The sequence below is a fragment of the Roseateles sp. GW821-FHT09G09 genome, assembly GCF_059415965.1.
This window is the reverse complement of the sequence record NZ_JBWKOG010000008.1, coordinates 267,676-279,971: the sequence shown is the minus strand read 5'-3', so window position 1 is coordinate 279,971 and position 12,296 is coordinate 267,676. Positions and strand designations below refer to the sequence as shown.

Below are 12,296 nucleotides of genomic sequence, written 5' to 3'. Positions count from 1 at the left end.
GATTCAGGGAATTCAGCTCACGATGCCCAGGTGCCAGGGCACGAACTCGTGGTCGCCGAGGCCGAGCAGCTCGCTCTTGGTCGGCTCGCCCGAGGCCGAGCGCAGCAGGTGCTCGAAGATCTGCTGCCCCATCTGCTCGATGGTCAGCACGCCGTCGATGACGAGGCCGCAGTTGATGTCCATGTCCTCCTCGAGGCGCGTGTACATCGGCGTGTTGCTGGCCAGCTTGAGCGTCGGCGCCGGCTTGGAGCCGAACATCGAGCCGCGCCCGGTGGTGAAGCAGATCAGGTTGGCGCCGCTGGCGATCTGGCCGGTGACGGCGACCGGGTCGTAACCCGGCGAGTCCATGAACACGAAGCCCGACTGCTCGATGGGCTCGGCGTACTCATAGACCTCCCGCAGCGGCGTCGTGCCGCCCTTCATCGCGGAGCCCAGTGACTTCTCGAAGATGTTGGCCAGCCCGCCCGCCTGGTTGCCGGGGCCGACGACGCCGTTGAACTGGCCGTTCTGGCCGCGGGTGTACTCCTCCCACCAGGCCAGCCGGTCGAGCAGCTTCTGGCCGACCTCGGGCGTGACCGCGCGGCGGGTGAGCATGTATTCGACGCCGTGGATCTCCGGCGTCTCCGACAGGATGGCGGTGCCGCCGTGGCGCACGAGGAGGTCCATCGCCGCGCCCAACGCGGGGTTGGCGCCGATGCCGGAGAAGCCGTCCGAGCCGCCGCATTCCAGGCCGATCTTCAGGTGCGCCGCGCTGACCGGCTGACGCGTCACGCGGTTGGCGATCGGCAGCATCGCCTCGACGGCGCGGATGCCGGCCGCTATCGTGGCGCGCGTGCCGCCGGTGTCCTGCATCACCAGCGTCTGCAGCGTCTCGCCGGGGACCAGGTGTTGCGACTCCATCAGGCCGGAGACTTGGTTGCGCTCACAGCCCAGGCCGACGATCAGTGCGCCGCCCAGGTTGGGGTGCTTCGCATACCCGGCGATCGTGCGGCGCAGCAGGTCGAAGTGCGGGCTGGGCGAGGACATGCCGCAGCCGGTGGTCTGCGCGAAGGCGACCACGCCGTCGACGTTCGGATAGTCCTTCAGGCGCTCCGGCGTGAAGTGCTCGGCGATGCGGTTGATCGCGGTCGACGAGCAGTTCACCGAGGCCAGGATGCCGATGAAGTTGCGCGTCGCCACGCGGCCGTCGGCGCGCACGATGCCCATGAAGGTGGCGCGTTCGGACTCGGGCAGGTAGTCCACCGGCTTCACGTCCGCGCCGAAGGCCGGATCGCGGTCGAACTCGACCAGCGCGATGTTGTGCGCGTGCACGTAGTCGCCGGGCTCGATGTCGCGCGCGGCGACGCCGATGACGGCGTTGTACTTGCGGATGGGCTCGCCGGCGGCGATGCGGCGCGCCGCGATCTTGTGGCCGGCGGGGACCTGGGCCTTCAGGCGCAGCCCGAATTCCGGCAGCGCCTGGCCCAGCGTCAGCACCTGGCGCGCGATCAGGACGTTGTCGTCGCGGTGCAGGCGCAACAGCGGCGACGAGGTCGCCATCGCGGCCGACGCGGCGGCAACCGCGTCGGAGGTGGTGGCGCCGGCCGAGGTCGACGTCATGCTCAGCCCTTCGCCAGCAGCTCGCGCAGCTTCAGGCGTTCGATCAGCTGCGTGTCCTTGCGGTAGGTGGCGGCGATGTACTTCTCGTAGTCGGGCTGGTCGAGGTACATCACCGGGGAGTCGATGCGATCGCAGGTGGCGATGAAATCGGGATCCGCCGCCGCCTTGCGGAAGGCGTCGCGCAGCTTGACGACGACCGCCGGGTCCATGCCCTTGGGCGCGCCGATGCCGTTGGGCGCGTCGACGACCAGGTCGTAGCCGGCTTCCTTGAGCGTGGGCACGTTGGCGAAGTCCTTGGTGCGCGTCGCGCCCCAGGTGACCAGCAGGCGCAGCTTGCCGGACTTGACGTGCGGCGCCCACGAGGTGGAGTCGGCCACCGCGTCCACCTGGCCGCCGAGCAGGTCCTGCAGCGCCGGGGCGCCGCCCTTGTACGGGATGTGGTTGAGCTGGATGCCGGCGAGCAGGTTGAACTCCTCCATGCCGACGTGCGTCGCGCCGCCGATGCCGGCGCTGCCGTAGGTGATCAGGCCGGGCTTGGCCTTGGCGGCGGCGACGAACTCGGCCAGCGTCTTCCACGGCGAGTCCGCGCGCACCACCAGGCCGAAGGTCTGGCCGTTGACGCGGGCCAGGTAGGTGAAGTCCTTGAGCGGGTCGAGCTGCACCGTGCGCAGCTGCGCGAAGCGGGTCACCGAGATCGGCACCTGGCCGATCGTGTAGCCGTCCGGCTTGGACGTCGACAGCACCTTGGTGCCGAGCATGCCGGAGGCGCCGGCCCGGTTCTCGATGATGATCGTCTGGCCGAGGACCTTGCCCGCGGCCATGCACAGCGAGCGCATCGTCACGTCGGCGGTGCCGCCGGCGGGCCAGGGGCAGATGAAGGTGATGGCGCGTTCGGACGGATACGCGGCGGCATGGGCCGATCTGACGAAGGGCGGCAGCGCGAGGGCGCTGGCGCCGAGGCCGGCGGCGCCGGCGATCAGGACGCGGCGGCGGTCCATGCGGATGGTCATGTCTTGTCTCCTGGCTCGGGATCGATGCTCGCACCGATCGGGATCGTGGGCGGGGGCCTCGTTGGGTCGGTGCCGCGAGGTCTCTGTGCGATGCATTGTGGTCATCCGCTCCATGCGACTCAATTGAAGAACCGGACTGTCTTCATGTCATGAACGGAATGAAAGCGCGGCGGGCTCCTAAGATGCGCCCATGAGCCAGATCGATCGCGTCCTCCGTTCCAACCTGAAGCTGCGGCATCTGCAGATGCTGGTGGCGCTCGACCAGTTCCGCCATCTCGGCCGGGCGTCGGAGTTCCTGTCGCAGACCCAGCCGGCGGTGTCGAAGTCGCTGGCCGAGGTCGAGCGCATGTTCGGGCTGGACCTGTTCACGCGCTCCACGCGCGGCACCGAGCCCACGCCCTTCGGCGAGGCGGTGGTGCGCTTCGCGCGATCGGTGCTGTCGGACTTCGCGCGCACCCGCGACGAGATCGACGCCGTGGCCAGCGGCGCGGCGGGGCGCGTCAGCGTCGGCGCGATGGTGGTGGCGACGCCCGGACTGGTGGCCGGCGCGGTCGAGCGGCTCAAGCGCCATTCCTCGCTGACGACGGTCCACATCGAGGAGGGCGACCTGACGCGCCTGCTGCCGCGGCTGCGCGTCGGCGAGCTCGACGTGATCGTGGCCCGGCTGGAACCGGGCTACGCGTCGCCGGACCTGGCGACCGAGCCGCTGGTCGAGGAGGCGATGCGCATCGTCGTGCGGCCGGACCACCCGCTGGCGACGGCCCGCAAGTCGAAGCGGCCGCCCTGGGCCGAGCTGGCCCGCATGCCGTGGGTGATGCCGCCGCCGTGGGCCTCGTCGCGGATCAAGCTCAACCAGATGTTCTATTCACAGCAGCTGGATCCGCCGAGCGACATCGTCGAGAGCGCGTCCTTCCTGGTCACGCTGACCTTCCTGCGCCAGCGCGGCGCGGCGGCGTTCGTGGCGGACAACGTGGCGCGTTACCTCGCCCGGGAAGGGCTGGCGAAGGCCTTGCCGATCGAGGTGCCGATCGAGCTGCCGCCGGTGGGCCTGCTGACGATGCGCGCCCGCCGGCCGTCCCCGGCGGCGGCGCAGTTCATGGCCTGCTGCCGGGAAGCGGCCGCCGCCCACCCGCCTCATCGCCAGCTTCATCGCCAACCCAAGGCGGCGTCGCGGAAGCTGTCCAGGGCCAGTTCGTAGTTCATCTCGCCGAGCAGGCCGACCAGCCGGTCGCGGTCCGCGTTCCAGGCGTCGACGACATGGCGCCAGGCCGGCGCGAGGGAGCGCGGCTCCGCCTCGTCGTCGGGGATCTCGGCCTCGATGGAGGCCGGGGGCAGGTCCGACGGCAGCATCAGCCGCGAGGGCGTGGCGGGCCGGTCGGCGTCCTCGTCGTACAGCGTGTCGGCATCCCCGGCGTCGGTGCCGGGATCGATGCGCCAGCGGCCGTCGTCCTGCACGGTGATGCGTGGCCGCAGCCACGGTTCATGGGCGCGCGGGTTGAGCAGGTGGCAGGTCCGGTGCTTCGCGTCGACCACCAGCAGGCTCAGCACCGAGCCCCGGCCGTTGGCGAGTTCCTCGACGTAGTCGGGATGCTCCGTCGGGCCGTCGACGTCGACGACGAAGTAGCGGTCGTCGATCCATTCGCCCGAGCCGTTGACCGAGCAGCCGAAGTTCAGCTCCTGCGGATAGGGCAGCAGTCGGCCGTCGAGCCAGAGCGCGGCGCCGTAGGGCATCTCGAACACGCGCTCGGTGTCGGGGTACTCGGGCAGGCGCCCGTCCTCCCACCAGACGACGGCCCGGTGCAGGCGCCCCGGCGCGTCGGCGATGCGGAAACCGGCGGTCCGCCATTCGGGCCAGGAAGCCCAGACGCGCGACTCGACGCGCTCGTCCAGACCCATCGCGCGCAGGTCGCGGGTGCTGGCGTGCTGCAACAGATGCTGTGCGAAGTGCCGCCACATCGCCGGGCCCAGCGTGCGGGCGATGGGCTCGGCGTCGCGCAGCCAGTCCAGCAGCAGCGGCACGACGGGCGCCTGCCGCGACCACAGCGCGTGCGTCGCGATCGACCGGGCCCAGCGGCGTTCGAGCGCCTGTGCGCCGGGGGCGTCGGGCGGCGGCGCCGGCGGTGGGGCCGCGGCGATCCCGGCGATCTCGGCGATCTCGGAGTTCTCGGCGGACGGCTCCCGTCCGGCGGGCGTGGCAGGCATTCCCACCGGGGACGGCGGGATGGGCGAAGGCGGGAGGTGGTACAGCGGCATCAGGTTGGAGAAGCACCGGGGTGAGGGAGGCGATGGCGCAGGACCGTGGGCAGATGAGAGTCCCGGGGGTGGGGAAGCCCGTCGCCGTCGTCGGGGACGCTCGTCCTGGCGATGCGGGGCCGGGTCTTGCTCGGAGGCGCCGGCATCGGGAAAAGCTGCCGGCCGGGGGTGTCCCCTCCATGGGGGATGACATCGCGGGCAGCGCGCACCATCCTCCAGGTCCGGGAGGTGGATGCCATGACCGAGCCAGGGCTGGACCCGCGTGACGAACGCGAGGAGATCGCGGCGCGCGATGCCTCCGATGCGCCCGATGCTCCCGATGCGCCCTACTCGCCCGATGCCGACGGGCTCGAAGCGCCCCTGGCGCCCGGCCCGCGCGTGGCGGTCGTCGCCGTGCACGGGGTGGCGGACCAGGCGCCCGGCGCCACCGTGCATGCGTTGGCGGCGCTCCTGACGGCGCGTCCGCCCGGGGATGTGCACTACCGCGACGGCAGCTGCGACTGCCTGTTGCTGCAGGTCCCGGTCCTCGAGGGCTGCGTGCCGGCGGTGCGCGACCCTGACGAACGCCCCACCGCGATGAAGGCGTTGCGACAGTCGCTGAGATCGGATTTTCAACGGACCGGCTGGCTGGACGCCTCGGCACGCGGGGTCGCCGAGGACCGGGCGAAGGTCCAGGACTACCAGTCGACGATCCGGTCGGCGCACGACGCCAAGGGGGCCCGCTCGCAGGCACCGGGCGATCCGCTGAGGGGCGAGCCGGACCTCGGCATCGCCTTCACCGACTACCTGCTCTTCAAGGCGCAGCGCGGCAAGGCGGCCACCGAACAGGTCGAGGGCCACCGGATCCGCATCACGCGCGAGGACGCGCAGGCGCGGACCACCCAGCAGGTGGACCTCCATGAGATGTACTGGGCCGACCTGTCGCGGCTGTCCAGCGCGTTGCCGACCATCCTGACCGAGCTGTTCACCATCCTGTTCCGGTTGTCCAAGCTGGCGCGCGACACGATCGACCAGGCGCGGCACGCGGCCGACGCCGCCGGGGCGCCCGCGGGGATCCGGCGGCGCTGGGCCCGGCTGTCCTGGCTGCAGACGGCGCTGGACTGGTCGTTCGCGCATGTGTTGTCCCACCTGTTCCTGCAGACGCTGCTGCTGGGGACCTTCATCGTCGTGATGTCGGCGCTGCACGGGGATCCGCAGGGCGAGACCGCCGAGGGCGTCCGGACCATGCTCGCCGTGGGGCTGCCGGCGCTGGCCTTCTGGTGGCTGGTCTATCGCCACGTGCGATCGCCGGTGGGGCGGCTGCTGCTGCTCCTGCTGGCGGTGGCCGCCGGCGTCGCGTTGAAAGGCTTCGCCGCGCCATGGGTGCTCGGGATCGCCGTGCTGGCCGTGCTCGCGCTGCTGTGCGACGCCGGCCTGAACTTCGCGGACCGGCGCTTCGTGTCGACGCTGCTGATCGGCCGGGTCTTCCTGGCGGTGAGCCTGGGCACCATCGCGGTCGTCATGCTCGGGTTCCCGCCGCGGCAGGATCTCTGGACCTGGTGGACCGCCGCGGCGCTGCGCGCCATCGAGGTGATGCTGATGGGCACCTATGTCTGGTGGATCACCGCCGCCGCCCTGATCGTGCCGTGGACCTGGTACGGCGTCCGGCAGGCGGGGCTCGGCGGTGCGGCGCGGGCCAGCGTCGCGACGGCGCGGCTGGGGCTGTTCGTGTCCGTGACCTCGTTCACCGCCGTGGGCATGGTGATCTGGGCCGCCGGGCACCAGGTGCTGGAACGGGCGGGGGGCAAGTGGGGCTACCGGCCCTGGCTGTTCGACCTGCAGTTCGAGGTGAGCGCCGATGCCTGGGGCTTTCAGCACCGCGCCGCCGACATCTACCGGGCGCTGCCGGCCGAGAGCTTCCTGACGCTGCGGTATGTGTACAGCACGGCGACCTTCTTCCTGGTGGCCATGCTGCTGCTGGCGCTGGTGGCCTACGTGCTGGTGAGCCTGCTGCCCAGCGTGCTGGCCGAGCTGCAGCGCGGCGTGGGGACGGCGGGCAACCTCGGCCGCTGGCTGACCGGCGGCTATGAACGTCTGGAGGACTTCATCGCGCTGCTCGCCATCGTGAGCGCGCTGGCGACCACCTACATCGGCGGCGTCTACCTGGTGGACCTGCTGCGGCTGGTGGGGCCGTTCACGGCGGCGGACCTGAAGCAGGCGATCACCGGCACGGGGTTCGCGTCACAGTCGCTGCTGGCGCCGTTCGTGATCGGGTCGGTGTCGGCGCTCGGCGCGTTGACGCTGTTCGGCCGCACGCTGTCCAAGTACGCGCCGTGGCTGCGGGCGCCGCTGGACGCGATGCTGGACATCGACAACTACCTGCGCGAGTTCCCGCGCAGTGCCATTCCGCGCGCCCGCATCTTTGCGCGCTATGTGGCCCTGCTGGAGCACCTGAAGGAGGACGGCGTGTCCCGCGTCGTGCTGGTGTCGCACAGCCAGGGCACGGTCATCACGGCGGACCTGCTCCGTTACCTGACCTATCGCGCCATGCGCGATCCCGGCAGCCGCGCCGGTCGACTGGGCCAATGGCTGCAGGACGTCGAGGTCCACCTGTTCACCGCCGGCAGCCCGCTGCGCCAGCTGTACGCGGCGCGCTTCCCCGACCTGTACCACTGGGTCCGCACCGGTCCCGCACTGGACCAGCTGGGCGTGGACAAGTGGACCAATGCCTTTGCCGCGGGGGACTACGTCGGGCGCTGGATCTGGGAGCCGTCGCCGCCCGGGGCCGTCCACCAGTCCGCGTTCTATGCGCCGGGCGCCGCGGCGCTGGATGTGCCGCCGCGCAAGGACGTCTGCGTCGGCGCCGGGGCGCACACCCATTACTTCGATGACGACAGCGCGCTGGTCGCCCGGTGCATCGACGAGCTGATCCGATCTTGAGCCGGCTCAGCGCCGACGGCGCCACCACAGCCATGCGCCGGTGACGCCCATGCCGAACAGCACCAGTCCGAGCGCGCCAGTGATCACGCGATTGGCGAGGCCGAAGAGCTCACCCGCGTGCAGCGGATAGATCCACGCGGTGGACCGCACGGCGAGGTCGAGGTCCTCCAGGCGTTGCTGGCCGAGCACGCGACCGTCCACCGGATGCGCCCAGATCGACGACAGCCCGTTCGGATGCGGGTCGCCCGCCAGCTTGAAGCGCAGGCGCACCGGCCGGGTGTCCGCGGCGCCCAGCTGGATGAAGCCGAGCTGCGCGCCCGGCCAGCGCGTGCGGGCCTCGGCGACGACGACGTCCAGCGGCACGCGCTCGCCCGTCGTCTTTTCGATCTTGGGCGGCTTGGGCGCGACGTCGCCGACCAGCGTGTTGAGCCAGCCGCCGATGGGGCGGTAGGCCATCCACGCGCCGCTGGCAACCGCCACGGCGATCATCAGGCCCAGCACCGCGCCCGCGAAGCGGTGCAGGTCGAACAGGCTGCGCGTCGTGCCCTTGTCCAGCTTCAGCTTGAACGCGTGCTTCCACTGCGCCGCGTTCATCGGCCACCACAGGATCAGGCCGGTGAGCAGCAGCAGGAGATACGCCAGCGCGGTGAAGGCGAGCGTCGCCTTGCCGGTGTCGCCGAGCAGCAGCTCGCTGTGCAGCTCGAAGACGAAGTTGGCCACGCCTTCCGTCTCGCCGCGCCGGCCCAGTTCGACGACGCTGACCGGATCCAGGTAGACCGTGCCCGCCCATTTCGGCGACCGGACCGCCACGCGCAGCGACTCGCCCTCCTCGCGGGGCGGGCGGATCGTCATCGTCGCCTTCGGGCCGAATTCATCGGCCACGCGACGTCGCAGCGTCTCCAACGGCGTGCTCGATGCGACGACGGCCGTCGCCGCGTCGCGCGCGGGCGTGCGGAAGAGCTCCGGATGCAGGGTCTCGTCCAGCGGGCGCAGCACCGTCATCAGCGCACCGAGCAGCGCCGCCGCGGCGAGCAACATCCCCAGCGTCAGTCCCAGCCAGCGGTGCAGCCACATCCAGACGCGGCGCGCGGTCATCAGAGCCATGGTTCGTCGCTCCCACGGTCCTGCGATCGGGCGGTCAGAAGTCGACCTTCGCGGTCAGGCGCACCGTGCGCGGCGCGCCGACGCCCAGCAGGTTGTTGCCGGCGGTGCTCCAGTAGTCCTTGTCGGTCAGGTTGTCGACGTTGGCCTGCAGGTTGACAGCCTTGTCCATGACGCGGAACTGGTAGCGCGCGCCGATCGACAGCGTCTCGTACGCGCCGACCCAACCCTGGTTGAGGTTGTTCACCGCGCGCTTGCCGAAGTGGTACACGCCGGCGTTCAGCGACAGGCCCGGCACCATCGGCAGGCGGTATTCGCCGAAGAGGCTCAGCGTGTTCTTCGGCGTGTTCTCCGGGGACTGGCCGAGCTCGCCCGCGTTGGTGGTGCCGACCTTGGTGATCTCGGCGTCAAGCAGCAGCGCCGAGGCCACGATCGCGAAGTCGCGGCCGATCTCGCCGCTGGCGGAGAACTCCAGGCCGCGGTACCGCGCCTCGCCACCGATCTGGTAGACGCGGTTGATCGTCGTCGTCAGCGCGCGGTCCGTCTGGAACACCGCCGTCTGCAGCAGCACCTCGCCCACGCGCGCCTTCACGCCCAGCTCGCGCTGCTTGCTCACGGCGGGCGCCAGCACCTGGCCGGCGTTGTCGGCCGTCAGCGGCGCGGTGCCGGTCTCCTCCAGGCCGCGCAGCAGGCTGCCGTAGACGCTCAGGGTCTTCATCGGCTTCCACATCACCGAGAAGTTGGGCGTGACCTTGTCGGCGCGATAGACGCTGACTGGCGCCGTGGGGCTGGTCGCCTCGCTGCGGTAGACGGTCTTGCGCACGCCGGCCAGGAACTGCCACTGCTCGCCGAGGGAGACGCGGTCGAAGGCGTACAGGCCGCGGTCGTTGATCTCCGACGGGAAGCCGGCCTGGCGCAGCGTCGGGTTCAGCTGCGCGATGTCGACCGGCGCGTACAGGTTCTGCGGCGCGGTCGCCGTGCCGCTGGTCCAGCCGGCGGATTCGCGCCGGTTGTAGGTCGTGCCCAGGGTCAGTTCATGCCCGACGCCGAAGGTGTCGAAGCGGCCGATGGCCTCGACGCGGTGATTGGTGTTGGTGTACTTCTGACCCTTCAGCGTGTTGACGCTGGCCGTGCCGGCGCCGGTCTGCGGGTTGTAGTTGATGAAGGTCGTGTTGTTGCGGTCACGTTCGGTCTGGGCGCGGCCGGTCTCGACGCTCAGCACCCAGTCCTCGCTCAGCGCGAAGTCGCCGCGCAGCAGCACGTTGTCGGCCTGCGCGTCGTAGCGGGCCCATTCGGGCGCGAGGTTGGTCTTGTTGTCCGGCACGCGCGGCAGCGTGATCACGCCGTTCACCGCGGCGGGCAGCTGGATGCCGGCCTGCTCGCTGGTGTTCTTGCGGTAATGCTCGACGTCCAGCTTGAAGTTGGCCCACGACGTCGCGCGCCAGTCCGCGGCCAGGGTCAGCACGTCGCGGTCGCCCTGGTAGCGGTCGATGCCGGTCTCTTCCTTGCTGGTCGCGGCGTTGACGCGCAGGCCCACGCTGTCGTCGGCGCCGAAGCGGCGGCCAATGTCCATGTGGACCTTCGCGCCGCCATGGTCGTTGACGGTGGTCGTCAGCGAGGTCACCGGCGTCGGGCCGGCGCGCTTGGTCACGAAGTTGACGATGCCCGACGGCGGCACCATGCCGTAGTACATCGACGACGCCCCCTTCAGCACCTCGACCTGCTCCTTGTTCTCGAGCGGGATGTCGATCAGGTTGACGACGGGCAGGTTGCCGTTGAGGCGGTAGTTGCTGCGGTTCTCGACAATGATCCCGCGGATCGAGAGGTTGTCGTAGGTGGAGCCGCTGACCTGCGAGCGGGTCACGCCGGCGGTGTTCTTCAGCGCGTCGAACAGGCCCTGCGCGGCCTGCGCGTCCAGCAGGTCGCGCGACATGACGTTGTTGGTCAGCGGCACGTCCAGCGGGTCCTGGTCGCGGAAGGCGCCGACGCGCACGGTGGTCGGCGCGAAGGTCTTCTTGCGCACGCCCGTGACGACGACCTCGTCCAGCAAGCGCTTCTGCGTGCCATCGCCGGTGGCGGCGGCGGTCGACGACTTCGCGTCGGCAGCCGGCGCGTCTGCCGGCGCGCTCTGCGCGCGGGTCGCGGCCGGGGCCAGCAGCATCAGCACGGAGAGGGAGATCAGGGACAGGCGCGGCGCGGGGAGGCGGAAAGCAGGGAGGGGCATGGGATGGAGCGGAGAGCGGGAACGGGAGAGGGACGGGAACGGGAACGAGAACGAGAACGAGGAGGCAGGAATTCGGCGTGACGCGATACGTTATCAAATGCGAATAGTTCGCAATATTGTGGTTGGGGCCTATGGTGCGCAGGGCGCGCGATCCGCCCCCGTTCGCAGGGGGAGGCGGAAAAAGCGTGGCGGCATTGCCACCCCTTTGGAGGTAACAGGGCGGAAACGGGGGCGGAAACGGGGGCGGAAACGGGGGTGGAGGAACAGGTCCGATTGCTGCCAGACCGCGTCAGGAACGCGGCCTAGCATCCATCGACTGCCCCACCGAGGAAGCCTTCATGATTACCCTGTCGACGAACCCCGAGCCCACCCTCGAGACCCTGGCCGCGAAGGCCGCCGCTTTGCGCGCGCTGCACGAGCGCCCCGGCCCCTTCGTGATCGCGAACGCCTGGGACATCGCGTCAGCCCGCATGCTCGAGGCGGCGGGCTTCTCCGCGCTGGCGACGTCGAGCGCCGCGGCCGCGGAGGCTGTCGGTCGACGCGACGGGCAGCTCACGCGCGACGAGACGCTCGCGCACATCCGGCTGCTGGCCGGCGCGACGCCGCTGCCGCTGAGCGCCGACCTGGGCAACGGCTTCGGCCATCGTCCCGAGGACTGCGCGCTGACGATCCGCCTCGCGGCGGAGGCGGGCGCGGTCGGCGGCTCCATCGAGGACTCGTCGAGCGAGGGCGGGGCAGCGATCCTCGACTTCGATCTCGCCGTCGAGCGCGTCGCTGCCGCGGTCAAGGCGGCGCGTGCGCTGCCGTTCCCCTTCCTGGTCACGGCGCGTTCGGAGAACTTCCTGCACGGCGTCAACGATCTGGGCGACACGATCCGCCGCCTGCAGGCCTTCGAGCGCGCCGGCGCCGACGTGCTGTTCGCGCCGCTGCTGCCGGACCTCGACGCGGTGCGCCGGGTCTGCGCATCGGTGGGCAAGCCGGTCAACTTCATGGCGGGCATCCCGGGTCGCTCGTTCACCGTGCGCGAGCTGGGCGAGGCCGGCGTGAAGCGCGTCAGCCTGGCGATGTCGCTGTTCCGGCACGCGATGAAGGCCGCGCGACTGGCCGCGGAGGAGATCCGGGACCACGGCAGCTTCGGCTATCTCGATCAGCGTTGAAGCCCCGGAGGGACGCACGCGGGGAGAGAGGGA

The 12,296-nt window shown here is 70.7% G+C and carries 8 protein-coding genes; 3 read left to right on the top strand and 5 right to left on the bottom strand.

All coding sequences use genetic code 11. The features are described from left to right. Positions 1 to 12 precede the first annotated feature (12 nt). Together AC07O8_RS22220 and AC07O8_RS22215 are read right to left on the bottom strand one after the other, a co-directional pair. Positions 13 to 1,539, bottom strand: coding sequence for a UxaA family hydrolase (locus AC07O8_RS22220; protein ID WP_495050141.1), 1,527 nt, complete (start codon positions 1,537 to 1,539; stop codon positions 13 to 15). A 62-nt stretch (positions 1,540 to 1,601) separates the two neighbouring features. Further along, complete coding sequence (locus AC07O8_RS22215; RefSeq protein WP_495050105.1) at positions 1,602 to 2,609, bottom strand: tripartite tricarboxylate transporter substrate binding protein; 1,008 nt, start codon at positions 2,607 to 2,609, stop codon at positions 1,602 to 1,604. Between the two features lie 190 nt (positions 2,610 to 2,799). Here AC07O8_RS22215 and AC07O8_RS22210 point away from each other — a divergent pair, with 190 nt between their 5' ends. After that, complete coding sequence (locus AC07O8_RS22210) at positions 2,800 to 3,807, top strand: LysR substrate-binding domain-containing protein (protein ID WP_495050104.1); 1,008 nt, start codon at positions 2,800 to 2,802, stop codon at positions 3,805 to 3,807. Here the strand turns inward: AC07O8_RS22210 and AC07O8_RS22205 are convergent. Beyond that, positions 3,756 to 4,817 (bottom strand): hypothetical protein, encoded by a 1,062-nt coding sequence (locus AC07O8_RS22205; RefSeq protein WP_495050103.1) that lies wholly within the window; start codon positions 4,815 to 4,817, stop codon positions 3,756 to 3,758. The two genes, AC07O8_RS22210 and AC07O8_RS22205, sit on opposite strands and share 52 nt — an antisense overlap. A 282-nt stretch (positions 4,818 to 5,099) precedes the next feature. Between AC07O8_RS22205 and AC07O8_RS22200 the strand changes: the two genes are divergently transcribed. Beyond that, a complete protein-coding gene (locus tag AC07O8_RS22200) occupies positions 5,100 to 7,781 on the top strand; it encodes a hypothetical protein (RefSeq protein ID WP_495050102.1) in 2,682 nt (893 codons plus the stop codon). 6 nt (positions 7,782 to 7,787) lie between these two features. Here the strand turns inward: AC07O8_RS22200 and AC07O8_RS22195 are convergent, their stop codons facing one another. Further along, entirely contained in the window at positions 7,788 to 8,885 is a 1,098-nt protein-coding gene (locus tag AC07O8_RS22195; RefSeq protein ID WP_495050101.1) for a PepSY-associated TM helix domain-containing protein, read from the bottom strand. Between the two features lie 34 nt (positions 8,886 to 8,919). Continuing rightward, positions 8,920 to 11,106, bottom strand: coding sequence for a TonB-dependent siderophore receptor (locus tag AC07O8_RS22190; RefSeq protein WP_495050100.1), 2,187 nt, complete (start codon positions 11,104 to 11,106; stop codon positions 8,920 to 8,922). Between the two features lie 338 nt (positions 11,107 to 11,444). Between AC07O8_RS22190 and AC07O8_RS22185 the strand changes: the two genes are divergently transcribed. Beyond that, entirely contained in the window at positions 11,445 to 12,263 is an 819-nt protein-coding gene (locus tag AC07O8_RS22185) for an isocitrate lyase/PEP mutase family protein (RefSeq protein WP_495050099.1), read from the top strand. Positions 12,264 to 12,296 lie beyond the last annotated feature (33 nt).